This window comes from Rhodospirillum centenum SW (genome assembly GCF_000016185.1).
Taxonomy (GTDB): domain Bacteria; phylum Pseudomonadota; class Alphaproteobacteria; order Azospirillales; family Azospirillaceae; genus Rhodocista; species Rhodocista centena.
Window position 1 is genome coordinate 3,234,796 of the sequence record NC_011420.2, and the last position, 22,971, is coordinate 3,257,766.

General features: G+C 70.8%; 18 protein-coding genes. 8 read left to right on the forward strand and 10 right to left on the reverse strand.

The window, feature by feature from the left end; all coding sequences use genetic code 11:
* Position 1 precedes the first annotated feature (1 nt).
* The 4 genes from RC1_RS15070 to tsaE all read right to left on the reverse strand — a co-directional run bounded on the left by RC1_RS15070 (position 2) and on the right by tsaE (position 3,334).
* Positions 2-718 (reverse strand): nitroreductase, encoded by a 717-nt coding sequence (locus tag RC1_RS15070; RefSeq protein ID WP_012568295.1) that lies wholly within the window; start codon positions 716-718, stop codon positions 2-4.
* Positions 719-1,095: 377 nt separating this feature from the next.
* Complete coding sequence (locus RC1_RS15075) at positions 1,096-1,857, reverse strand: nucleotidyltransferase family protein (RefSeq protein ID WP_012568296.1); 762 nt, start codon at positions 1,855-1,857, stop codon at positions 1,096-1,098.
* Positions 1,854-2,873, reverse strand: a complete 1,020-nt coding sequence (locus RC1_RS15080) for an aminoglycoside phosphotransferase family protein (RefSeq protein WP_049766737.1) — start codon at positions 2,871-2,873, stop codon at positions 1,854-1,856. The genes RC1_RS15075 and RC1_RS15080 overlap by 4 nt, the downstream gene beginning before the upstream one ends.
* Positions 2,867-3,334 (reverse strand): tRNA (adenosine(37)-N6)-threonylcarbamoyltransferase complex ATPase subunit type 1 TsaE, encoded by a 468-nt coding sequence (gene tsaE / locus RC1_RS15085; RefSeq protein ID WP_012568297.1) that lies wholly within the window; start codon positions 3,332-3,334, stop codon positions 2,867-2,869. The genes RC1_RS15080 and tsaE overlap by 7 nt, the downstream gene beginning before the upstream one ends.
* A 331-nt stretch (positions 3,335-3,665) precedes the next feature.
* Here tsaE and RC1_RS15090 point away from each other — a divergent pair, with 331 nt between their 5' ends.
* Positions 3,666-4,688, forward strand: coding sequence for an NAD(P)/FAD-dependent oxidoreductase (locus RC1_RS15090; RefSeq protein WP_012568298.1), 1,023 nt, complete (start codon positions 3,666-3,668; stop codon positions 4,686-4,688).
* A gap of 63 nt (positions 4,689-4,751) precedes the next feature.
* Here the strand turns inward: RC1_RS15090 and RC1_RS15095 are convergent, their stop codons facing one another.
* Complete coding sequence (locus tag RC1_RS15095) at positions 4,752-5,741, reverse strand: nucleotidyl transferase AbiEii/AbiGii toxin family protein (RefSeq protein WP_012568299.1); 990 nt, start codon at positions 5,739-5,741, stop codon at positions 4,752-4,754.
* Positions 5,722-6,156, reverse strand: coding sequence for a hypothetical protein (locus RC1_RS15100; protein WP_012568300.1), 435 nt, complete (start codon positions 6,154-6,156; stop codon positions 5,722-5,724). Before RC1_RS15100 ends, RC1_RS15095 begins: the two co-directional genes overlap by 20 nt.
* Positions 6,157-6,578: 422 nt before the next feature.
* Here RC1_RS15100 and RC1_RS15105 point away from each other — a divergent pair, with 422 nt between their 5' ends.
* Positions 6,579-7,073, forward strand: a complete 495-nt coding sequence (locus tag RC1_RS15105; RefSeq protein WP_148213475.1) for a DUF2244 domain-containing protein — start codon at positions 6,579-6,581, stop codon at positions 7,071-7,073.
* Between the two features lie 24 nt (positions 7,074-7,097).
* Here the strand turns inward: RC1_RS15105 and RC1_RS15110 are convergent, their stop codons facing one another.
* Positions 7,098-7,892: a metal ABC transporter permease gene (locus RC1_RS15110; protein WP_012568302.1), complete on the reverse strand. Its 795-nt coding sequence runs from the start codon at positions 7,890-7,892 to the stop codon at positions 7,098-7,100.
* Positions 7,893-7,949: 57 nt separating this feature from the next.
* Positions 7,950-8,900 carry a zinc ABC transporter ATP-binding protein ZnuC gene (znuC, locus tag RC1_RS15115; protein WP_012568303.1) on the reverse strand — a complete coding sequence of 317 codons (951 nt, stop codon included), beginning with the start codon at positions 8,898-8,900 and terminating at the stop codon, positions 7,950-7,952.
* A gap of 122 nt (positions 8,901-9,022) precedes the next feature.
* On the opposite strand from znuC, the gene znuA reads away from it, so the two are divergent.
* Both znuA and dapB read left to right on the forward strand, forming a co-directional pair.
* A complete protein-coding gene (gene znuA, locus RC1_RS15120; protein WP_012568304.1) occupies positions 9,023-10,078 on the forward strand; it encodes a zinc ABC transporter substrate-binding protein ZnuA in 1,056 nt (351 codons plus the stop codon).
* Positions 10,079-10,154: 76 nt separating this feature from the next.
* Positions 10,155-10,952: a 4-hydroxy-tetrahydrodipicolinate reductase gene (gene dapB / locus RC1_RS15125; protein ID WP_012568305.1), complete on the forward strand. Its 798-nt coding sequence runs from the start codon at positions 10,155-10,157 to the stop codon at positions 10,950-10,952.
* A gap of 4 nt (positions 10,953-10,956) precedes the next feature.
* Here the strand turns inward: dapB and RC1_RS15130 are convergent, their stop codons facing one another.
* Complete coding sequence (locus RC1_RS15130) at positions 10,957-11,568, reverse strand: Uma2 family endonuclease (RefSeq protein WP_012568306.1); 612 nt, start codon at positions 11,566-11,568, stop codon at positions 10,957-10,959.
* Between the two features lie 467 nt (positions 11,569-12,035).
* On the opposite strand from RC1_RS15130, the gene RC1_RS15135 reads away from it, so the two are divergent.
* Positions 12,036-15,545 carry an indolepyruvate ferredoxin oxidoreductase family protein gene (locus RC1_RS15135; protein ID WP_012568307.1) on the forward strand — a complete coding sequence of 1,170 codons (3,510 nt, stop codon included), beginning with the start codon at positions 12,036-12,038 and terminating at the stop codon, positions 15,543-15,545.
* Between the two features lie 73 nt (positions 15,546-15,618).
* Here RC1_RS15135 and RC1_RS15140 read toward each other — a convergent pair whose 3' ends face one another.
* Positions 15,619-19,098, reverse strand: coding sequence for a class I SAM-dependent DNA methyltransferase (locus RC1_RS15140; protein WP_184446368.1), 3,480 nt, complete (start codon positions 19,096-19,098; stop codon positions 15,619-15,621).
* Positions 19,099-19,332: 234 nt separating this feature from the next.
* Between RC1_RS15140 and RC1_RS15145 the strand changes: the two genes are divergently transcribed.
* From RC1_RS15145 to RC1_RS15155, 3 genes are all read left to right on the forward strand, one after another.
* Positions 19,333-19,893, forward strand: coding sequence for a YbhB/YbcL family Raf kinase inhibitor-like protein (locus tag RC1_RS15145; RefSeq protein ID WP_012568309.1), 561 nt, complete (start codon positions 19,333-19,335; stop codon positions 19,891-19,893).
* Positions 19,894-20,144: 251 nt separating this feature from the next.
* Positions 20,145-21,428, forward strand: coding sequence for a threonine ammonia-lyase (locus RC1_RS15150; protein ID WP_012568310.1), 1,284 nt, complete (start codon positions 20,145-20,147; stop codon positions 21,426-21,428).
* Positions 21,429-21,538: 110 nt separating this feature from the next.
* On the forward strand, positions 21,539-22,879 hold the full coding sequence (locus tag RC1_RS15155) for an EAL domain-containing protein (protein ID WP_012568311.1): 1,341 nt from the start codon (positions 21,539-21,541) through the stop codon (positions 22,877-22,879).
* Positions 22,880-22,971 lie beyond the last annotated feature (92 nt).

Below are 22,971 nucleotides of genomic sequence, written 5' to 3' on the forward strand. Positions count from 1 at the left end.
CTCAGTCCCAGCCCTCGAACCGGGTCCATTCCGACACGGGCGCCCGCTCCGTGCGCAGCGCGTTCTCGGGGGCTGTGGGGTCCTCGTAACCCAGCGCCATGCCGCCCACCACCATGCGGTCGTCGGGGATGCCCAGCTCGCGCCGCACGATCCCGCCATAGGCCGCCCAGGCGGCCTGCGGGCAGGTGTGCAGGCCGAACTGGCGGGCGGCGACCATGATGCTCTGGAGGAAGGTGCCGTAGTCCAGCCAGCTTCCGATCTCCAGCCCCCGGTCGATGGTGAAGATCAGCCCCACCGGCGCGTCGAAGAACAGGTAGTTGCGCCCGTGCTGGCGGTGCATGCCCGCGCGGTCGTCGCGGCTGATGTTCAGCAGGGCATAGAGTGCCGCCCCCACCGCCTTGCGCCGCGCGAGGTAGGGCTCCGCGAAGCGGTCGGGATAGTAGCGGTACTCCATCGCCGGGCCGGGCTCGTTCGTCTCATAGGCGTGCAGCACCGCACGGCACAGCCGCTCGCGCGCCAGCCCGGCCAGCGCATGCACCTGCCAGGGCTGCATGTTGGTGCCGCTGGGCGCCCGCGCCGCCGCGGTCAGGATGCGCTCCACCGTCTCGCGGGGAACGCGGGTGGGCAGGAAGCTGCGCACCGAGCGCCGGGACTCGATCGCCTCCAGCGGGGTCGCCGCCAGATCGATGCCGCAGCAGGGAAGCTCTCCATCCGCCATCCGTGCCTCCGGGGCCGCCGTTCGAACGGGGCAAGGTACACCGTGCACCCGACAGGGAAAAGCGCACCGCTGCACCGCACCCTGAAGGCATCCAGGAAGGGCGTCTGACGGCCGGCAGAAGGGTGGAAGGGTTCCAGATGAGAATTCGTCGCAATCGGACTTGACAGGGGCCGGACGATCCGGCATTTCAATGCGCGACTGCGATTGATTCGCAGCTCTGGAGCGAACCGACCGGCCAGGGGAGTGCGGAATCCCCCGTCACCGCACCCGCCCCTGGCCGGCGACCGGGAGGGTCCGCCCGTCGGCGGGCCCTTTCCCGTTCCGGCCTCTCCCTGTTTCCAGACGATCCGGTTCCCGGCCCTGCCGGCGACAGGGGCTCAGGGTTCGGCCCAGCGGACGCGCGGCTGGCGCACCTGGGCGTCCACCTCGGCCAGGGACTCCGGGGTGCCGACATGGAACCAGGGGCCGTCATGGCGCAGGCCGTAGAGCCGGCCCGAGGTCTCCGCCGCGTGCCACAGGGCGGCGTTGCCCGCCGGCCCCTCCGGCAGGTCGCGGTAGGCGTCGGGCCGGGCGATCATCACCCCGGCGGCGACGAAGGGGGCGATGCTGTCGCTCCCGCGGTGGCGCAGCCGGCCGGCCGGGTCCATGTGGTAGTCGCCGCGCCCCTCGTAGCCCACGGCCCAGACGGTGGGCATCAGCAGCAGCAGGAAATCCATCGCCGCCGGGTCCCAGCGGCGGGCCAGCCGGGTCAGGGCGGGCACCGGCCCGTCCAGCCAGAGCACGTCGGAATTCACCACGTAGAACGGGGCGTCGCCCAGCAGCGGCAGGGCCTTGCGGATGCCGCCCGCCGTCTCCAGCAGCGTCTCCTCGCGCGACAGGTGGGTGCGCGGCGCCCGGGTGCGGGCGGCCAGATGCGTCTCCACCTGGTCGGCCAGCCAGTGGGCGTTGACGACGGCGTCCTCCACCCCGGCGTCGGCCAGCCGGTCCAGCGCATGGTCCAGCAGCGTCTGTCCCCCCACCTGCACCAGCGGCTTCGGCCGGGTCAGGGTCAGCGGCCGCATGCGCAGGCCCAGCCCGGCGGCCAGCACCATGGCACGGCGCGGCGCGTCCTCCGGCAGGCGGTGATACCGGTCGCTCATGCGCAGGTTCCTCGCAGGATATGGTCCACGGCCCCGTCGGCCGGCAGCGTGTCGCGCATCCAGGCGGCCACCGGCGCCAGGGCCGGGTGGCGCAGCTTGGCCGCGAGCTGGCCCCAGACGCGGGGCAGGAAGTCGATCTGCGGGGCCGCCCGGCCCGCCGCCAGCTCGGCCACCCGGCCCAGGATGCGGGCATGGCGCACGGCGCCCAGCACGGCATCGGCCGCGGCGAAGGCGTCGGCGTCGATCTCCGGGAAGGCGTCCCGGTAGCGCGCCCGCATGGCGGCGGCGATCTCCGCCGGCACGTCGCGGCGGGCATCCTCCAGCAGCGACAGCAGGTCGTAGGCCACCGGCCCCAGGCCGGCATCCTGCACGTCCAGCAGGCCGCAGGCGCGCACGCCCGGCCGGTCGGGCAGCAGCATCAGGTTGCCGGGGTGGTAGTCGCGCAGCAGCAGGCTGTCCGGCACGGCGAAGGCGGCCGGCAGCACCGCCCGCCATGCCGCCTCCAGCGCCCCGCGCGCCGCCGCGGTCGGGGCGGTCCCGGTCGCGGCCGGCAGGTAGGCGTCGGCGAACAGCATCACCTGCCGGGTGAACAGGTCCGCGTCGTAGCGGGGCAGACCGGCGGCCGTGGCGGGATCGAAGCGGCGGTGCAGCGCCACCAGCACGTCCGTCGCCAGGGTGTAGAGCGGCCAGGGATCGTCGCCGCGCTCCAGCAGGCGGGCGAAACTGTCGTCGCCCAGATCCTCCAGCAGCAGCAGCCCGCCGGTATCGTCGCCCGCCTCCGTCACCGGGGCGGACAGGCCGCAGCCGCGCAGGATGCCGCAGATCCGGACGAAGGGCGGCACCTGTGCCGCGGCCGGGCCGGGGGCGTCCATCAGGATGCGGGTCCGCCCGTCCAGCCGCAGCCGCTCGTAGCGGCGGGCGGACCAGTCGGCCCCCATCGGCCCGCGCGCCGCGGCCCCCCAGCCGGCGTCGGCCAGGAAGGCGGCGATGCGGGCGTCGCGCTCCGGCGTCAGCATGACAGGCTCTCCAGCCGCGGTGTCCAGGACGGCGACCCGGCCAGGGTGGCGATGCGGGACTCCGGGCCGGTGACGGTCAGCATCAGGTCCAGCCGGTCCGCCGGCAGCAGGTCGCCCAGCCGCTCGGGCCATTCCACCAGGGCGCAGCCGCCGGCCTGCGCCTCCTCCCAGCCCAGCTCCACCACCTCCTCCGGCCCGGACAGGCGGTAGAGGTCGAAGTGCCAGAGGTCGAAGCGGGGCAGGGGATAGACCTGCACCAGGGTGAAGGTGGGGCTCGGCACCTCCTCCTCGGGGTTGCCGGACAGCGACCGGATCAGCGCACGGGAGAAGGCGGTCTTGCCCGCCCCCAGCCCGCCATGCAGGCAGACCGTGTCGCCCGGCCGCAGCAGGTCGCCCAGGGCGGCGGCCAGCCGGGCGGTGGCGGCCTCGTCGGGCAGGTCGATGCGCAGGTCGCGGATCATGGCGGCGGAGACGTGAACGGGGGCCGGCCGCGGGGGCCGGGGCGGCGCATTCTGCGAATCCCGCCGCCCGCCCGCAAGGGACGTTTCCGCGCCCCTGGCGCGAGGGGGACGTTTCCGCGCCCCCCTCTCCCTGGCGCGGGGCGGGGCGGACGTTTCCGCGTCCCCCTCTCCCTGGCGCGGCGCTGGACCGACGTTTCCGCACCTCCCCGGTCCTTGCCCGGCCAGGGGGCGACATTCCGGCGCCCCGGTGCCCGCAGGCCGGGCAGGAACCTTGCGTGCCGGCGGAAAAGGGTACATCAAGGCCCCTCCCTCCATCCCAACCGCACGCGCCATGTCTCCCACGATTCACAAGACGGACGTCGTCGTCATCGGGGCCGGTCCTGTCGGCCTGTTCGCCGTGTTCGAATGCGGCATGCTGAAGATGCGCACCCATGTGGTGGACGCGCTCGACATGCTCGGCGGCCAGTGTACGGCGCTCTATCCGGAGAAGCCGATCTACGACATCCCCGGCCACCCCGCCATCGAGGCGGCGGAACTGATCGACAGGCTGGCGGCCCAGGCGGCGCCCTTCGCCCCGACCTACCATCTCGGCCAGCAGGTGGAGACGCTGACCCGGCTGGAGGATGGCGGCTGGCGCGTCGGCACCAGCAGGGGCGTGCAGATCGACTGCAAGGCGGTGATCGTCGCCGCCGGCGTCGGCGCCTTCGGCCCGAACAAGCCGCCGCTCGACGGGCTGGAGGCGTATGAGGGCCGCAGCATCTTCTACCTCGTCCACCGCCGCCAGGCCTTCGCCGGCCAGCGCGTGGTGATCGCCGGCGGCGGCGACAGCGCCGTGGACTGGGCCATCAGCCTGGCCGAGGTCGCCGCCAGGGTCATGGTCGTCCACCGCCGACCGAAGTTCCGCGCCGCGCCGGAGAGCGTGGGCCGGATGGAGGCGCTGGCCGCCGAGGGCCGGATCGAGATGGTGATCCCCTACCAGCTCTCCGGCCTGGAAGGGACGGCCGGCCGGCTGACCGGCGTCCGCGTCGCCGACCTGGAGGGGGTGGAGAAGGTGCTGGAGGCGGACGTGCTGCTGCCCTTCTTCGGCCTCGCCATGAATCTCGGCCCCATCGCGGAATGGGGCATGGAACTGGAGAAGGGCCACATCCGGGTGGACCCGCGCACCCTGGCCACCAGCCAGCCGGGCATCCACGCCGTCGGCGACATCGCCCACTATCCGGGCAAGCTGAAGCTGATCCTCTGCGGCTTCAGCGAGGCCGCCATGGCGGCCCACGCCGTCCACCCGCTGGTCCATCCGGGCGAGGCGCTGTCCTTCCAGTACAGCACCAGCAAGGGCGTCCCCGGCGCGGACTGACGGCCGCCGGGCGGGGTCGGGCAGGCGGGGAAGGGAAACGCGGACGGCCGCGGATATCCGTGTTCATGCTCCCCGCCCCGATCCCGGTGTGTTCACCGCATCCCATTCCCACATGGCGGCGGCGATTTCGGCGACTGTCCGCATGGCGACGTCGAAGCCGATCTTGTCTCCGTAGACTATGTCCGTCATGAAGGCGTCGTACTGCCGTCCATGCTCGGGATCTCTGACAAGTGCGTCCAACGCCCGGCGCGTGGCTTCTTCGGGATCGTCGGCGTAACCGGGGTGCTGGTTCCGGAACTGCACCGCATCCTGTCCGGCGATTTCGCGTGCTATGCTGCCCACATCGCCGGGATCGATGGAATCGCGGATCATGTGCAGGTCGTAGACGTGCCGGATGATCCGGTTGTCGAACCGCCCGGCATCTCCCTCCAGTCTGGCTGCGATCCGTCGCGTCAGCGATACGATCTTCTCCGCGGCGGTTTCGGCGACGGAGACGCAGGCAATGCCGTCCACCTCGGCAGGGTGGCCGTAGGCCTCAGCGGCGAGTGACGACACCGGCCGGAGTTCCGCCTCCCGGCGCAGTATCGAAACGACCGTCTCGATCCTGATCCGGGAATCGAGGATGGAGGCATCCTTCGTGGCGCGGTCATAGGTGAGGCGGTACGAGACATGCCTGTTTTCGTTCCGCGCGAGGAGGGGCGGTTCGTCCGCCTCGGCTCCCGTGTGGTCGAGATGGAGGCCGACCCTGCCGAACTCCTGAACCAGGGCCTCCTTCAGGGCGCTCAGCACCTTCCTCTGCCTGGTCGCACCGGCGGCCGCAAGCCCGGGAGACAGAACGAGCTTGATGTCCAGGTCCTCGGACATGCGCTTGATCCTGCCATGCGCACGGGCAAGGCAGGTTCCCCCGGCGAAGACGAACCGGATACCGTCTGTCTTGAGTTCTGAGAATATTTTCAGGACTTTGACAATCTCCAGGTCCTTCTCGACGACACTGACGCCGGAGAAGCCGAAGAAATCCTGTACAGCTCCGAGATCATACCTCGGATCGCTCAAAAACGACCTCCTTGCCCCGGAACGATATCTTGCGGGAGAATCGGTTTGCCACGCGGAACGAGGCGTTCACAGGGATCTGCGTGCTGCGACCGGAATTGTAGTCCTGAGCGGCCTGCCCGGGCTGCCAGACGACCTTGAGCTTGTCGAGCGCCTGTCTGACGGCCCCCTCCAGGCCCCCCGGTGCAGTGAGCATCGGTTTGCCGGTGATCGGACTCTGGCGGGTCCTGGCGTAGACGCCATAGCCGAGACGAACCAGCATGCCCTCGCGGACAAGCGCACGGGCGGCGCGGAGCACGGTATCGTACTCGGCGGAGTCGGGGCTGGCCCTGGTGAAGTCCCGCGGCAGGAACACGTCGTCGTTCGAGCGGGTCACCAGTTCCGCAAGCTGTTGCTTCGCTGTCCTGGGCTTGCGCATCGCCTCCTCCAGAGGCTTGGGACACTACGGCAAACACCCGACACGGGCAATCATTTCGTTTATTTTAAACAATGAGTTATGGATTTCCGTCCAGCGGCACCGAAGCTGACGGTGTGCAGGCTGACACCGGTCCCGCACCTGTCGCCGGCACCGGCGGACAGGGGGTGTTGATATGGTTCAGCTTTCTGGCGCTGCCCCAATCCCGTCAGGTTGCCGGCTGCGCCGGCGCCCGGATGGCGCGGAGGGGGATATTCATCCGTGTCCATCCGCGGATATCCGTATCCATCCGTGTTCATGGCCCGCCCTCCGGAACGCCGCTTCCGGCCCGTACATCGGCGGGAACCGCGGAGACCTGTGGGAAATGGGGGGTGCGGCTTGCCGGAGCGGCGTGGTCCGCTTATCGTCGGGGCATGCAGGATGCGATGCCCCACGGGTTCCCTTCCGGCCAGCCGGCGGTCTTCCGCGCCGTGCTGCACCCGCACCGCAGCCTGGGACCGCGGGGGTTCCGCATCCTGATGGGGGCGCTCGTCGCCGTCTCCGCGGCCGTCGGGGGCCTGTTCCTGGCGAACGGGGCGTGGCCCGTGCTCGGCTTCTTCGGGCTGGACGTGCTGCTGGTCTGGCTCGCCTTCCAGGCCAGCTACCGCAGCGGCCGGCTCTATGAGACGGTGGAACTGACGCCCGAGCGCCTGACCGTGCAGCGGGTGGAGCCGGCGCGGCCGGTGCGGACCTGGACCTTCCAGCCCTACTGGCTGCGCGTCGCCATGGACGACCCGCCGCAGCACCACAGCCATGTGACGCTCAGTTCCCGCGGCACCACGGTGATCGTCGGCAGCTTCCTGTCGCCGCCGGAACGGCTGGACTTCGCCAACGCCCTGCGCCGCGCGCTGGACCGCGTGCGCCGCCCGCCCGCCGGCTGACCGGCATCAGCCCGGGCGGGGTCTTCAGGCCGGGCGGGGACCCGGCACGGCGTGGCTCAGGGCGAACAGGCCCGCCGCGGCGGCCACGATCGCCGGCCCGGTCGGCAGGTCGGCCCAGAGCGACGCCGCCATGCCCAGCCCCACGGCCGCCGCCCCCATGCCGGCCGCGACCACGGCCATGATCTCGGGCGTGCGGGCGAAGCGCCGCGCCGCCGCCGCCGGGATCACCAGCAGCGAGGTCACCAGCAGGATGCCCACGATCTTCATGGCGAAGGCGATGGTGGCCGCGATCAGCAGCATGAAGACCAGCCGCACGGCGCGCACCGGCACGCCCTCCACCCGCGCCAGATCCTCGTCCACCGTCAGGGCCAGCAGCCGACGCCAGATCGCCGCCAGCACGGCCAGCACCAGCGCCCCGCCCGCCCAGATCCAGAGCAGGTCCGCCCGCGTCACCGCCAGCACGTCGCCGAACAGATAGGCCATCAGGTCCACCCGCAGCGCCTCCATCAGCGCCAGCGCCAGCAGTCCCACGCTCAGCGCGGAATGGGAGACGATGCCCAGCAGCGTGTCGCTGGCCAGCCGGCGCTGTTCCTGGAGCACGGTCAGCAGCACGGCGATACCGACGCAGACCAGCGCCACCCCGACATTCAGCCCGATCCCGAACAGGAAGCCCAGCGCCACGCCCAGCAGGGCGGAATGGGCCAGCGTGTCCCCGAAATAGGCCATGCGGCGCCAGACCACGACGCAGCCCAGCGGCCCCGCCACCAGCGCCAGCCCGACGCCGCCCAGCAGCGCCCGCAGCACGAAGTCATCCAGCATGCCGGCCGCCCTTTCCCCCGACCTTGCTCCCGCCCGTTCCCGCCCCCGTGCCGCCGGTCATCGCCGTCCGCCCGCATCCGGCCGGCCGGGCCGGTGGTGGTCGTGCCCATGGCCATGCCCATGCCCGTGGCTGTGCCCGTGCCCGTGCCCGTGCCCGTGCCGGTGCGCCGCCTCCTGCCCGACCGGCACGACGCAGCCGTCGGCGGCGTGGCCATGGTCGTGCAGATGGTGGTAGACGGCCAGTGCCTCGGCATGGCGGCCGAACAGGGCGACATAGTCGGGATGCCGGCTCACATCCTCCGGCCGGCCGGAACAGCAGACATGCCGGTTCAGGCAGATCACCGTGTCGGTCCGGGCCATCACCAGATGCAGGTCGTGGCTGACCAGCAGCACGCCGCAGCCGCGCCGGTGCCGGATTTCCGCGATCAGTTCGAACAGCGCGATCTGGCCGTGCACGTCCACGGCCTGCACCGGCTCGTCCAGCACCAGCAGGTCGGGCCGGCGCAGCAGGGCGCGGGCCAGCAGCACGCGCTGCATCTCGCCCCCCGACAGGGACTGCACGGCCCGGTCCAGGACATGCGGCGCCCCCACCTCGGCCAGCGCGGCGTCCAGTTCCGCGGGCGTCGCCCTGCCCCACAGGGTCAGGAAGCGGCGGACGCTCAACGGCAGCGTCGGGTCCACGGCCAGACGCTGCGGCATGTAGCCGATGCTCAGCCCCGCCCGGCGGGCGACCCGCCCCGCCTGCGGCCGCACCAGCCCCAGCACGGTCTTCACCAGCGTCGTCTTGCCGGCCCCGTTGGGGCCGATCAGGGTGACGATCTCCCCCGGGCGCACGGTCAGGTCCACGCCGTCCAGCACGATGCGGTCGCCATAGGCCACCGTCAGCCCGCGCGCGTCCAGCAGCGGCTCCGCCGGACCGTCTGCCGGGCCGTCAGCCGGCCGCGTGTCTGCGTCCGGTGTCTCTGAGCCCGGCATCTCTGAACCCAGCTTCGGGGCCGTCAGGTCCATGCGGACGCTCCAGGAAAAGGCGGCGCGTTGTACGCCAGCGCGCCCGGCTTGACAAATGTTATAATATAACGATCTGTGTCCGGCACGCACGGCCTCCAAGCCCGTTTCCCGAGATGGCAGCCATGGTCCGATCCTTCTCCCGCCGGGGTTCCGGCCTTCCGAACCGGCCCGGCCTGCGCCGGTTCCTCCCCCGCCTGCCGGCCTTTCTTCTGGCGCGGTTCCTCCTGCCGGCACTTCTGGCCCTGCCCGCCGCCGCAGCGGCGGAGACGGCGCGGCCGGCGCCGCAGGTCGTCGCCAGCATCAAGCCGCTGCACTCCCTCACCGCGGCGGTGATGGCGGGGGTGGGAGAGCCGCACCTGCTGGTGCGCGGCGCCGCCAGCCCGCACGCCTTCTCGCTGAAGCCGTCGGACGCGCGGGCGCTGGACCGGGCCGACCTGATCGTCTGGGTCGGGCCGGGGCTGGAAGCGTTCCTGGAGAAGCCGGTGCAGGCCCTGGGCGGCAAGGCGCGGTCCCTGCCGCTGGGGCAGGCGCCGGGGGTGCGGACCCTGCCCGTCCGGGCCGGCGGCGTCTGGGAGGACGGCCACGATCACGACCACGACCATGATCATGAGCACGACCATGACCATGACCATGACCATGACCATGACCATGACCACGATGCCCCGGCCGACGGTCATGTCTGGCTGGACCCGCGCAACGCCCAGGCCATCGTCGCCCATGTCGCCGACGCGCTGACGGCGCTGGACCCGGCCAACGCCGCGACCTACCGCGCCAATGCCGAGCGCACCCACGCCGCCCTGGCCGATCTCGACCGGGAGCTGGCGGCACGGCTCGCCCCCGTGCGCGGCCGGCCCTTCGTCGTCTTCCACGACGCCTACCACTACCTGGAGGACCGCTACGGCCTCGCGGCGGCGGGGGCGATCACCGTCAGCCCGGAGCTGCGCCCCTCGGCCTCCCGGCTGCGGGAACTGCGCGCCCGCATCCGCGAGCTGGGGGCCGCCTGCGTCTTCGCCGAACCGCAGTTCGAGCCCGCCCTCGTCCGCACGGTGGCGGAGGGCACGGGCGCCCGTACCGGCGTGCTGGACCCCGAAGGCGCCACCCTGCCGGACGGGCCGGACCTCTACTTCGCCCTGCTGCGCTTCAACGCCGACGCGCTCGCCGGCTGTCTCGGCGGCTGAGCCTCTCCCGCTCATGTCGGCCTGACCGGACGGCCCGCGCTGTGCTATCACCCGCTCCGGAACCAGGGAGACGGGCATGCGGATCGGGATCGTCGGGGCGGCGGGGCGGATGGGGCAGATGCTGGTGCGGGAGGTGGCGGCCACGCCCGGCTGCACCCTGGCCGGCGGGACGGAGCGGCCCGGCTCCGCCAATCTGGGCCGCGACCTCGGCACCCTGGCCGGGCTGGAGCCGCTGGGCGTCGCCGCGACGGACGATGCCGCCGCCCTGTTCCGCGCCGCCGACGCGGTGATCGACTTCACCGCCCCGGCGGCCAGCGTCGCCCATGCCCGGCTGGCGGCGGAGACCGGCACGGCGCTGGTGGTCGGCACCACTGGCCTGTCGGAGCAGGACCGGGCGGCCCTGGCCGACAGCGCCACCCGCGCGCCCGTCGTCTTCGCCGCCAACATGAGCCTGGGTGTGAACCTGCTGCTGGGGCTGGTGCGCAAGGTGGCCTCCACCCTCGGCCCCGACTGGGACATCGAGATCCTGGAGATGCACCACCGGCACAAGGTGGACGCGCCCAGCGGCACGGCGCTGGCCCTCGGCCAGGCCGCGGCGGAGGGGCGCGCGGTGGCGCTGGAGACGGTCCGGCGCAGCGTGCGCGACGGCCATACCGGCCCGCGCCCGGCGGGGGAGATCGGCTTCGCCACCCTGCGCGGCGGCGACGTGGTGGGCGACCACACCGTCATCTTCGCCGCGGAGGGGGAGCGCATCGAGCTGACCCACAAGGCGGCCAGCCGCGCCATCTTCGCCCGCGGCGCCGTCCGCGCCGCCCTCTGGGCGCCGACGCAGCCGCCGGGATTCTACTCCATGCAGGACGTGCTGGGACTGTAGGGGCTCACGCCCCCGCCGTTTCCGCGTCTCCGGCCGCTGCCGGGGAAGGGCCGGGCAGGTCCAGCCCGCGGTAGAGGTCGGCGAGGCGGACCTCCAGCGGCATCGACTCCAGGCGCAGCACCCCGTCCGGTCCCACCACCAGATCGGTCAGCCAGCGCGCCTCGTCCAGCCGCCGGTGGACCTCGGCATAGGTGTCGCGGCTGTCCAGCAGCAGCACCTCGCGCACCGACGGGATCAGGCGGTATTCGGGCAGCTTCAGCTTGCGCACCTCCTCCGCCGTGGACTCGGAGAGAATCTCCACCAGCAGCAGCGGTGCTTCCGTCAGGCGGGCGCCGCGGCGGTCGGGCGCGCAGGTTACGGCGATGTCGGCCACGTAGACGTCGCGCGCCCGCCGGACGGAGGCGACGCCCGCCTCCGAGACGGGCCGGCACGGCTCGCGGCCCGCCAGGGCAGCGATCAGGCCGGCGCCGAGGCGGGCCTGCAACGTACCGTGCGCGCCCGTCTCCAGGGGTCTCGCCACCGGCTCGCCGTCGAACAGCTGGTAGCGGCGTTCCGGCCCGTCCCAGGCCAGGAACTCGTCCAGCGTCAACTGCCGCCGCACCGCCTCGCCCGCCATCGCCGCCTCCCCTGCTTCCCGCTCCCTGCCCCGGTCCAGTCATGGGACGGAGGATAGCACGAGTCGCGGGCGGGCCGGAGGGCAAGGGAGCAGGGCAGGGGGGAGCAGGGCAGGGGGGAGCAGGGCAGGGGGGAGCAGGGCAGGGGGGAGCAGGGCAAAGAGAGCAGGACGGTCCGGATTCCGGTTCCCGGAGGACCCGGAACGGCGGGCCCCCGGCCTGTTCATCCGTGTACGGGGCAGGCATCTTCCGGACGGAGCCCGCCCTGCCGCAGGCCCCGGTCCGTGATGCACCGCACCACCGCACCGCGGTAGCAACAATTCCCTGCGACGCCACCCCGGATCGGTACGATTCGATGCGGTTGCTGCGCTGCTTCTGTCAGAAAATAAGTCAGTAGACATGACCTATTCTCTGCGACAGTCTGTCGCCAACTGACAGGGAAACAGGGCATTCACGGGAGGAGGTCGCCATGACGTCCGCAGCGAACCGGCGCGCACTCGCGCAGGTCGGACTCGACGACAAGTACGCCCTCGACAAGGGGCGGGTGTTCATGACCGGCACCCAGGCCCTGGTCCGGCTGCCGATGCTCCAGCGCCAGCGCGACCGCGCTGCCGGGCTGAACACGGCCGGCTTCATCTCGGGCTACCGCGGCTCGCCGCTGGGCGGCTACGACCAGGCGCTGTGGCAGGCGCGGAAGTTCCTGGAGGCCGGCTCGATCCGCTTCCAGCCCGGCGTGAACGAGGAGCTGGGCGCCACCGCTGTCTGGGGCAGCCAGCAGGTCAATCTCTGGCAGGGCGCCACGGTCGATGGCGTGTTCGGCATCTGGTACGGCAAGGGGCCGGGCGTCGATCGCTCCATCGACGCGCTGAAGCACGCCAACTTCGCCGGCACCGCGCGCCACGGCGGCGTGCTGGCCTTCGCCGGCGACGACCACGCCTGCAAGTCCTCCACCCTGCCGCACCAGTCCGACCACGCCTTCATGCACGCCTTCATGCCGGTCATCAATCCGGCGGGCGTGCAGGAATTCCTGGACATGGGGCTGGTCGGCTGGGCGCTGTCGCGCTTCTCCGGCTGCTGGGTCGGCTTCACCACGGTGGCGGACACGATCGACACCACCGCCATCGTGGACATCGACCCGCTGGGCCTGGAGATCGCGGAACCGGCGGATTTCGAGATGCCGCCGGGCGGGCTGAACATCCGGCTGCACGACACGCCGCTGATCCAGGAGGACCGCATGGTCACCTGGAAGCTGGAGGCGGCGAAGGCCTTCGCCCGCGCCAACCGGCTGGACCGGGTGGTGCTGGGGGCCGAGCGGCCGCGGCTGGGCATCGTCACCATCGGCAAGAGCTATCTGGACGTCCGTCAGGCGCTGGACGAGCTGGGCATCACCCCGGCCCGTGCCGCCGCCCTGGGCCTGGCCGTCTACAAGGTGGCGCTGGCCTGGCCGCTGGAGCCCGACGGCATCCGCGCCTTCGCCGACGGGGCGGAGGAACTGCTGGTGGTGGAGGAGAAGCGCTCCGTCCTGGAGGCGCAGATCAAGGACCAGCTCTACCACTGGGACCGCCGCCCCCGCGTGCTGGGCAAGACCGACGCCGAAGGCCGGCCGCTGTTCACCGCCAAGGCCGAGCTGAACCCGGTGGAGATCGCCCGCGTGCTGGCGCGGCGTCTGCTGGCGCTGGCGCCGGACGAGGAGATCGCCCGCCGGCTGGAGGCGATCGAGACGCAGCTCCGCCGCACCACCCCGGCCGCCACGGTGATCCGGGCGCCCTTCTACTGCTCCGGCTGCCCGCACAACACCTCGACCCGGCTGCCCGACGGCAGCCGCGGGCTGGCCGGCATCGGCTGCCACTACATGGTCACCTGGATGGGCCGCAACACGGACGTCTTCAGCCAGATGGGCGGCGAGGGGGTCCACTGGATCGGGCAGGCGCCCTTCACCCAGGAAGAGCATGTCTTCGCCAATCTGGGCGACGGCACCTATTTCCACAGCGGCATCCTGGCGGTGCGGGCCGCCGTCGCCGCCAAGGTGAACATCACCTACAAGATCCTCTACAACGACGCCGTCGCCATGACCGGCGGCCAGCCGGTGGACGGCACGCTCTCGGTCCACGACATCGCCCAGCAGCTCGACGCCGAGGGCGTGTCCCGCGTCGTCGTCGTCTCCGACGATCCGGCGAAGTACGGCTCCGGCAAGGGCCTGCCGGCCGGCACCGCCATCCACCACCGCGACGCCCTGGACACGGTGCAGCAGGAGCTGCGCACCGTGCCCGGCGTCAGCGTGCTGATCTACGAACAGACCTGTGCCGCCGAGAAGCGCCGCCGGCGCAAGCGCGGCCGCATGCCCGACCCGGCCCGCCGCGTCGTCGTGAACGAGCTGGTGTGCGAGGGCTGCGGTGACTGCTCCGTCCAGTCCAACTGCCTGTCCGTCACCCCGGTGGAGACGGAGTACGGGCGCAAGCGGCAGATCGACCAGTCCTCCTGCAACAAGGACTTCTCCTGCCTGAAGGGCTTCTGCCCCAGCTTCGTGACGGTGGAGGGCGGCAGCCTGCGCCGGCCCGCCCCGGCCGAGGCCGGCAGCGCCGCCGCGTCCATGGACCTGCCCGAGCCGGAGATCCCCGTGCTGGAGCGGCCCTGGAACATCCTGGTCACCGGCATCGGCGGCACCGGCGTCGTCACCATCGGCGCCATCCTGGGCATGGCCACGCACCTGGAGGGGCGCGGCTTCACCGCCATGGACATGGCCGGGCTGGCGCAGAAGGGCGGCGCCGTCACCAGCCACCTGCGCATCGCCGAACGGCCCGACCGCATCCACGCCAACCGCATCGTCGCCGGCGGGGCCGATCTGGTGCTGGCCTGCGACGTGGTGGTGGCGGCCAACGCCGACAGCCTGTCCAAGCTGCGCGCCGGGCACAGCCGCGCCATCGTGAACACGGCCGAGACGGTGACCGCCGCCTTCGTCACCAACCCCGACGCCCGCATCGGGGCCGGCAGCCTCGTTTCCACCATCGCCCGCGCGGCCGGCGGGGCGGACCAGGTGACGGCGCTGGACGCCACGAAGATCGCCACGGCGCTGTGCGGCGACAGCATCGCCACCAACCTCTTCATGCTGGGCTTCGCCTATCAGAAGGGGCTGGTGCCGACCTCCGCCGCCGCCATCGAGAAGGCGATCGAGATGAACGGGGCCGCGGTGGCGATGAACACCGACGCCTTCCGCTGGGGCCGCCGCGCCGCGCACGACCTGCCGGCGGTGCTGGCGGCGGCCTTCCCGCCCGACACCGGCACGGACGGGCTGTTCGCCCACCGCCGGCTGTCGGAGGGGCTGGACGAGGTGATCGCCCGCCGCGTCGCCTTCCTGACCGGCTACCAGGACGCCCGCTACGCCGGGAGCTACCGCACGCTGGTCGAGCGGGTGCGCACGGCCGAGGCCGCCGCCGCCCCCGGCCGGACCGAGCTGACGGAGACGGTGGCCCGCAACCTGCACCGGCTGATGGCCTACAAGGACGAGTACGAGGTGGCCCGGCTCTATGTGGACACCGACTTCCTGGAGCAGGTGAAGAGCCAGTTCGAGGGCGACTACACCCTGAACGTCCACCTCTCCCCGCCGGCCACGGCCAAGGTCGATCCCGCGACCGGGCGGATGAAGAAGCAGGTCTACGGCCCCTGGGTGCTGACCCTGTTCCGCGTGCTGGCCCGGATGAAGCGGCTGCGCGGCACCGCCTTCGACCCGTTCGGCCGCCTGCCCGAGCGGCGGACGGAGCGGCGCCTGATCGTGGAGTACCGCGCCACGGTGGAGGAGCTGCTGCGCGGCCTGACGGCGGAGAACCACGCGCTGGCCGTGGAGATCGCCGCCCTTCCCGACCGCATCCGCGGCTTCGGCCACGTCAAGGAGGCGAACCTGGAGAAGACCAGGGCCGAGGAAGCCGCCCTCCTCGCCACCTGGCGCAACCCCGCCGCCGCCCTGGCCCGCGCGGCGGAGTAGGGGGGGCGCCAGCGCCCCCCACCTCCCCCGGCACTTCCCGCCCGCTCGGGCTGCCGGGGGCTTCCGCTGGTTCCTAAGCCGCGTAGCGGTCCGTGTTCTCCACCTTCCAGGCGCGGCCCATGGTCTCCAGGGTCGCCATCACCTCGGCCACGCGGGGGGCGGGGGCGGACCTGAAGGTGCGGGCCACCTCGGTCGGGGTGGCGGGGCGGCCCAGGGCGGTGAGCGCGGCCAGCACCTGCTGGGCCTGTTCCGGCAGGGATTTGGGCCAGGGTGCCTTGGCCGCCGGCGCCGCGGGGGCGGACGTCTCTTCCGGCCCCACCTCCATGGCCGTCTGCACCGGCCTGGCCGTCTTCGGCGCCTGGAACTCCGGGCGCAGCCAGCGGATGATCCCCCGCTTCTCCTCTGCCGCCCGTTCCTTGTTCAGGGCCACCAGCCGTTCCAGGATCTGTTCGTCGGTCAGGTCATGGGGCCAGCCATAGGCGTCGAACACCGCCCGGTCCAGATCGTCATGGATCTGCCGCAGCACGGAGATCAGGCCCTTTTCATGGATCGCCTTTTCCTTGGCGTCCAGGGGCTTGGCCGCGGGGTCGCGGTCCAGCTCCCGCAGCCGCTCCAGCACATTGTACATCTGGGTCAGGGTCAGGTCGGGATGCGCCGCCTGCCGCTCCTTGCGGAAACTGTCCAGCCGCTCACCCAGGACACGGATGCGGGCTTTCAGCTCTTCCGCCGGGTCGGGGAAGGGGAAGGGGTCGAAGCAGCGGGTTTTATTGTACCGCGGACGGTCTTCAAGTGTACCACCTGCTTTGATTGCCCAAAGCCTGTGGGGCCACGATGAAAGCGCGCCAAGAATTAGTGCATCTTGAGATGAAATTACTATTCCCATGTGATCTGTAAGATAAATGGCTTCTATAAACTGGAATACTCTATGCTTCGATGTTTCGGTGGTGGCGATGTATCTGTCTAATCCCTTCAATGCTTCTCGCAGAGTGGGCCGCTCCCATGCAAAACGCCACCAGAGTTTCTTAATGGAATCGCGTCGATTATGGTCTCTCTCAGGCTTCACATAAAGCATTACGTGTTGAAAGGCCGCTGGATTTGCTATCTGTGCCTCTTCTTCGGTAAGTCCAGAAAAATCAATTACATATCTCTCCCGAGCGGCGCTCAGCAGGTCCTTCCCGCCGAGAAACGGCCGAATTACTTGTGATCCAAACTTCTTGAGTTCATCAGATTTTGCTCTGGATAGAAGAAAGCCCTGACCATGAAGCGCCATTCCAAAACCACAGATTCGCTCATTCGAAATGAGTTCTGTAGCGTTACCAATGTTAGCGCCAATGCGTAGATCAGCAGATATTGCCCCGTGCTTTTCGTTAAACTCGATATTCGGAGTTTCGGAGCCGAGATGTTCCTCCCTGATTGGCAGTAATAGGCGACCTGCGCTATTTCCTTTTGCCACGACAGTCATCGAGATTCGTACAGCTGCGCTTCCGTCCGCATCAGACCATGGGTGGTCGGGAATAGCAAAAATTATATAAATCTGCGCGCCTGTTTTTAGGCGATTGGTCAAGACCCGTCGGTTGAATGTCTGGGTTATGCTGTTTGTTGTGACAAAGCCAAATCTAAATATCTTGCCGTTCCAAAGCAGTTTTGCTGCGTGGTCCCACCAATACATAACATAGTCGGCAGAATCAGGAATATGGTCTATTGTCTCTCGTAGCTGATTGACGTACCCATCGCCCAGCGCTGCTCGCATCAGCTTTGTGCCGATAAACGGCGGATTCCCCACGATGTAATCCGCCTTCGGCCACTTTGCCGGGCGCGGCTTGACGTAGCGCACCAGTTCCACCCGTGCCGTCTCATCCGGCACGTCCTCCCCCGTCACCGGGTGCTTCTTCATGGTCACCCCGTCCCAGCGGGTGACCGGCCTGCCGCTCTCGTCCCGCACGATCTCCGTCCGGTCCCAGGCCAGGATGGCGTCGCGGTTCTCGATGTTCTTGAAGTCCTTCAGCACCGGCTCGGCCGGCATCACCTTGCCGCGGGTCTTGAAGTGCCATTGCAGGTAACCGATCCACAGCACCAGTTCGGCGATGGCGGCGGCGCGGGGGTTCACCTCGATGCCCAGGAACTGGTGCGGGTCCACCGTATGGCCGGCGAGGTCAAGGGCATCCTGCCGGACGTCCAGGGTGATGGACAGGAAGTCCAGCACCTCGCCTTCCAGCTTCTTCATCAGTTCCATGGTGACGTACAGGAAGTTGCCGGTGCCGCAGGCCGGGTCCAGCACCCGCGTGTCGCACAGCTTGCGGTGGAACTCCATCACCAGCGCCACGGCCGCGTCCCGCTCCTGCTCTGCGGCGGCCACCTTCACCGCCTCCCATTCCTCCCGCAGCGGCTCGATCACCGTGGGCAGCACCAGCCGCTCCACATAGGCGCGCGGGGTATAGTGCGCCCCCAGCTTGTGCCGCTCCGTCTTGTCCAGGGCGCGCTCCAGCAGGGTGCCGAAGATGGCGGGCTCCACGTCCCGCCAGTTGGCCTCCGCCGCCTGGATCAGCAGTTCCAACTGCTCCGGCGTCAGGGGCAGGGCGTCCGCGTGCTTGAACAGGCCGCCGTTGAAGCGCAGGACCTTCTGGGTCAGCACACCGCAGAAGTCGCCATCGTTCATGGACTTCCACAGCACCCGCATGGTGGGAACGAAGTCCTGCGGGTGACCACGCAGGTTCCGCAGCAGGTCGCGGAAACTGTCCTTGGGCAGCAGTTCCACATCCTCGGCGAACATGGTGAACAGGCAGCGCATCAGGAACGTGGCGACGTTTGCCGCCGAATGGCCCGCCTGCTCCAGGCTCTTGGCCAGGACGGCCAGCCGCTCCGCGATCTCCCGCGTCACCTTGGCGGTGCGCTTGGACGGGTCCAGCGACAGCGGGTCCAGCCAGACCGCCTTCAGCAGATCGCGGGTTTCCTGCCGCCGCAGGTCCGTCATCCGGATGCGGAAGGAACTGGCATCCGGGAAGTGAGTATAGTCCTTGCCCGTCCGGCTGAAGCCGGCGAACAGTTGAATCTCATGTCCCACATCCAGCACGATCAGGAAGGGAGGCCATTCCGGCAGGGCCTTGGCGTATTTCTCCGCCTGACCGCGGGCGCGGATCATGGCGTCGTCCCAGCCCTTGCTGCCGCGCACGCCATGGCCCCTGCGCCTCGTGCCGGAGGGGGCCGCCGGCGCACCCGCCACCCCCAGCAGGGGCAGGGCCGTCTGGCTTTCCGCGTCCACCCCCTGCTTGGCCTCCAGGACGAAGCAGTCCTTGCGGTAACAGTCGATCCGGCCGCTGCTGGTGCTGTCGTCCGTGTGCCGGATGGTCACCGGCTTTTCCAGGACATAGCTGTCCCGGGCGTCGTCGCCGGTGCGCGGGTCGGGCCGCGGCACGCCGATCAGGTCGCACAGCTCGCTGATGAACAGGCCGTAATTCGCCAGCTCCGCCCCGCCGGACGGGGACCAGCGCTCGATGAAGCGCTCAACGGGGAAGCGCTCAACGGGGTCGGTGACGGCGGTCAGCACGGGCGGCATCGACATGGTCTGCGGCATACACCAGATGGGAGGGGCGGCACAGGTTATCTGCCCGTAATGGGATGATAAAGAGTGTCGCTCGCTTGAGCGTCGGCTGGGCCCGGTGCCGTCAGCCGCAGCCCCCGCCCCCGCCCCGGGCTTCGCCCCCGGGCTTCGCAGGGAGCCCTTTCTTCCCGTATGGTCTCTCCCCCGGGCGCCGGCGCCCGGGGACGGACGACGAGGAGAGAGGGAGCCATGAGGATGCGGAAAGCGGCAGGGTGGATCGCGGCAGGACTGGTGCTGGCCGGGCTGGCGGCGGGGCCGGCGCTGGCCGGGGAGTTCCGGCTGACCAGCACGGATATCGCCGAGGGGGCGGCGCTGACGCAGAAGCAGGTCTTCAACGGCTTCGGGTGCAGCGGCCAGAACATCTCCCCGCAGTTGAGCTGGTCCGGCGCGCCCGCGGGCACCAGGAGCTTCGTCCTCACCGCCTACGATCCCGATGCGCCCACCGGCTCCGGCTGGTGGCACTGGGTCGTCTACAACATCCCGGCCGACGCCACCGGCCTGCCGGCGAACGCCGCTGCGGGCGGGGGGCTGCCGGCCGGGGCGGTGCAGGCGCGCAACGATTTCGGCACCGCCGGCTTCGGCGGCGCCTGCCCGCCGCCCGGCGAGGTCCACCGCTACGAGTTCCGCCTCTTCGCCCTGGGGGTGGAGAGGCTGGACGTGGACCCCGCGGCCAGCCCCGCCCTGATCGGCTTCATGACCCGCGCCAATGCCCTGGGCGTGGCGAAGCTGACGGCGGTCTATACCCGCTGAGCCCGGGACCCGCCGAGCCCGGGACCCGCCGAGCCCGGGGTGGTCCCGCCCCCGCTCCCCGGCGGCGCGTGGCCGTGGGGTGGGGGCTTGGGGCAGGGGCGTGGGGCAGGGGCGTGGGGTGGGGGCGGTCGGGCCGCAAGGGGCGCTGCCCGCCCCCCTGGTGCAGCCCTGCCGTCCCGCCGGGGCTGTGGTCAAAGCCGCGGCGATGCGCTAAGCGGAACGGTCCAACCGTTTCGCCCGGAACCGTTCCCATGAGCCAGCGCCCCCCGTCCTCCCCGGATGCCGCCGCCCCGGACGCCGCTGCCCCGGATACCGCTGCCCTGCCGGTCTCGCTCGACGACATCCGCGCCGCCGCCGAGGCGCTGCGGGGCCAGGTGGTGGAGACGCCCTGCATCCCCTCCCGCACCCTGTCGCAGATCACGGGGGCGGAGATCTGGGTCAAGTTCGAGAATCTCCAGTTCACCGCCAGCTTCAAGGAGCGCGGCGCCTTCAACAAGCTGCGCACGCTGACGGAGGAGGAGCGCCGCCGTGGCGTCGTCGCCATGTCGGCCGGCAACCATGCCCAGGGCGTGGCCTACCATGCCGGGCGGCTGGGCGTGCCGGCCACCATCGTGATGCCCGAGGGCACGCCCTTCGTGAAGGTGGAGCATACCGAGAATTTCGGCGCCCGCGTCGTGCTGAAGGGCGCCAACCTGGGCGAGAGCCAGATCGAGGCCGAGCGGCTGGTGCGCGAGGAGGGGCTGGTCCTGGTCCACCCCTATGACGATGCCGAGGTGATCGCCGGCCAGGGCACCGTCGCGCTGGAGATGCTGGCCGCGGCGCCGGACCTGGAGGTGCTGGTGGTGCCCGTCGGCGGCGGCGGCCTGATCTCCGGCATCGCCACCGCGGCCAAGGCGGTGAAGCCGGACATCGAGGTGGTCGGCGTGGAGGTCGAGGCCTATGCCGCCGTGGCCCAGGCCCTGCGCGGCGAGCCGCCCCATGTCGGCGGCGACACCATCGCCGAGGGCATCGCCGTCAAGAATGTCGGCCGCCTGACCCTGCAGATCATCCGCGCCCTGGTGGACGAGGTGATGCTGGTCCCCGATGCGGAGGTGGAGCGGGCCGTCGCCCTGTTCCTGAACATCGAGAAGACGGTGGCGGAAGGGGCGGGGGCCGCCGGGCTGGCCGCCGTGCTGAACCATCCGGAACGCTTCCAGGGCCGCAAGGTCGGGCTGGTGCTCTGCGGCGGCAACATCGACAGCCGCCTGCTGGCCCAGGTCATCATGCGCCAGCTCGTGCGCGAGGGGCGGCTGATCGCCCTGCGCATCGCCATCCCCGACCGGCCGGGCGGGCTGGGCCGCATCACCAGCGTGGTGGGCGAGGCCGGCGGCAACATCATCGAGGCGATGCACCAGCGCCTGTTCACCACCGCCACGGTGAAGTCCACCGACATCGACCTGACCATCGAGTGCCGCAGCGCCCGCCACGCCGCCAAGGTCGTGCAGGCCCTGCGCGACGCCGGCTTCGGGGTGAAGATCCTGACCGGCGGGGTCTGACCCCGTCGGGGGGGATTTAAACAGGGTTAACCCGATCCGGTTGACCACACCGGACGGGGGCGTCACCCTGGGGCATCGGACCGTCCTGCGCCGATCTGCCCGGGGGAGCCATGAACCGCCTGCGCACCGTGAGCTGGCTGCGGCATGCCGTGTTCGCCTTTGCCTACGCGGCGCTGGCGCTGGCCGTGGCCCTGACCCTGTCGCTGACCGTCGCCGGGGTGGACCGGGACGAGGCCGTGCTGTTCGGCCTTCTCACCTTCGTCTTCGGCGCCCTGCTGCACGAGTTCTGGAGCCGCACCGAGTCGCAGGAGCGGCTGGAGGCGCGGATGTGGCGGCTGCAGCGCCAGCAGGACGAAATCCGCGTCCTGCTGGCCCGGCTGGACGAGCGGCTGAGCGGCACCGTCCCCCTGCGCGGGGAAGTGGCCAGCATCGTCTCCGAGGCGCGGCTGCTGGAACGGCTGGCCGGGCAGCTTCCGCCGCAGCCGCCGGCCGGGGCGGTTTCCGTCGCGGCGGTTCCCGTAGGGGAGGCCCCTCTCGCGGACACCCCTGCCGGAGTGGACCCGGCCGACGCCCCGGACGGCGGACCGGCGCCCGAGCCGCCGCGGGACCTGTTCACGCCCCGCCCCGCCCCGCGCATGCCGCCGGCACCACTGACACCTGCCCCGCTGACGGCTGCCCCGCCGCAGCCGGCAGGGCCGGACGATGCCGCCGTGCTGGACAGCATCCGCCGCGCCCTGCGCGCCGACCAGGTGGACATCTTCCTGCAGCCGATCGTCAGCCTGCCGCAGCGCAAGCACCGCTATTACGAGGTCTTCTCCCGCATCCGCGACGGCGGGGGGGAGACCTACCTGACGCCGGACCGCTATCTGGCCGTGGCCGAGCGGGCCGGGCTGATCGCGGCGATCGACAACATGCTGCTGTTCCGCTGCATCCAGCTCATCCGCGAGACGGAGAAGCGGCACCAGACGGTCGGCTTCATGTGCAACATCTCCGCCGCCACGCTGAACGACAGCGGCTTCATGGGCGAGTTCGTGCAGTACATGGGCCAGCACCCGAACCTCGCCGCCAAGCTGGTGTTCGAACTGTCCCAGGCGGACCTGATGCAGGGCGGACTGTTCGCCACCGGCTTCCTGGACGGGCTGAAGCGGCTGGGCTTCCGCTTCTCCATGGACCAGGTGGAACGGCTGGACGTGGACTGGGACGAGATGGCCCGGCACGAGATCCGCTACGTGAAGCTGGACGCCGCCCGCCTGCTCGACCCCGACGGCCGCTTCGCCGATCCCCGCGCCGTGCGCGAGCTGAAGAACAAGCTGGACCGCAACGCCATCGACCTGATCGTGGAGAAGGTGGAGACGGACCAGCAGCTCCTGGAACTGCTGGACCTCTACATCGACTTCGGCCAGGGCTACCTGTTCGGGGAGCCGCGGCTGGCGAAGAAGCCGGCCGGCTGATCGGGCGCGCGCCGGGGGGCGCCGCGGGTTGCGCCGGGGGCCGTGCCTGGGCTACCACCGGGGCGGACACCCGTTCCCGCCCCCGCCGTTCC

What these genes read in the sequence shown, in the direction of transcription:
- RC1_RS15070 (WP_012568295.1), bottom strand. Translation starts at nt 718, where the DNA reads ATGGCGGATGGAGAGCTTCCCTGCTGCGGCATCGATCTGGCGGCGACC.
- RC1_RS15075 (WP_012568296.1), bottom strand. Translation starts at nt 1,857, where the DNA reads ATGAGCGACCGGTATCACCGCCTGCCGGAGGACGCGCCGCGCCGTGCC.
- RC1_RS15080 (WP_049766737.1), bottom strand. Translation starts at nt 2,873, where the DNA reads ATGCTGACGCCGGAGCGCGACGCCCGCATCGCCGCCTTCCTGGCCGAC.
- tsaE (WP_012568297.1), bottom strand. Translation starts at nt 3,334, where the DNA reads ATGATCCGCGACCTGCGCATCGACCTGCCCGACGAGGCCGCCACCGCC.
- RC1_RS15090 (WP_012568298.1), top strand. Translation starts at nt 3,666, where the DNA reads ATGTCTCCCACGATTCACAAGACGGACGTCGTCGTCATCGGGGCCGGT.
- RC1_RS15100 (WP_012568300.1), bottom strand. Translation starts at nt 6,156, where the DNA reads ATGCGCAAGCCCAGGACAGCGAAGCAACAGCTTGCGGAACTGGTGACC.
- RC1_RS15105 (WP_148213475.1), top strand. Translation starts at nt 6,579, where the DNA reads ATGCCCCACGGGTTCCCTTCCGGCCAGCCGGCGGTCTTCCGCGCCGTG.
- RC1_RS15110 (WP_012568302.1), bottom strand. Translation starts at nt 7,892, where the DNA reads ATGCTGGATGACTTCGTGCTGCGGGCGCTGCTGGGCGGCGTCGGGCTG.
- znuC (WP_012568303.1), bottom strand. Translation starts at nt 8,900, where the DNA reads ATGGACCTGACGGCCCCGAAGCTGGGTTCAGAGATGCCGGGCTCAGAG.
- znuA (WP_012568304.1), top strand. Translation starts at nt 9,023, where the DNA reads ATGGTCCGATCCTTCTCCCGCCGGGGTTCCGGCCTTCCGAACCGGCCC.
- dapB (WP_012568305.1), top strand. Translation starts at nt 10,155, where the DNA reads ATGCGGATCGGGATCGTCGGGGCGGCGGGGCGGATGGGGCAGATGCTG.
- RC1_RS15130 (WP_012568306.1), bottom strand. Translation starts at nt 11,568, where the DNA reads ATGGCGGGCGAGGCGGTGCGGCGGCAGTTGACGCTGGACGAGTTCCTG.
- RC1_RS15135 (WP_012568307.1), top strand. Translation starts at nt 12,036, where the DNA reads ATGACGTCCGCAGCGAACCGGCGCGCACTCGCGCAGGTCGGACTCGAC.
- RC1_RS15140 (WP_184446368.1), bottom strand. Translation starts at nt 19,098, where the DNA reads ATGCCGCCCGTGCTGACCGCCGTCACCGACCCCGTTGAGCGCTTCCCC.
- RC1_RS15145 (WP_012568309.1), top strand. Translation starts at nt 19,333, where the DNA reads ATGAGGATGCGGAAAGCGGCAGGGTGGATCGCGGCAGGACTGGTGCTG.
- RC1_RS15150 (WP_012568310.1), top strand. Translation starts at nt 20,145, where the DNA reads ATGAGCCAGCGCCCCCCGTCCTCCCCGGATGCCGCCGCCCCGGACGCC.
- RC1_RS15155 (WP_012568311.1), top strand. Translation starts at nt 21,539, where the DNA reads ATGAACCGCCTGCGCACCGTGAGCTGGCTGCGGCATGCCGTGTTCGCC.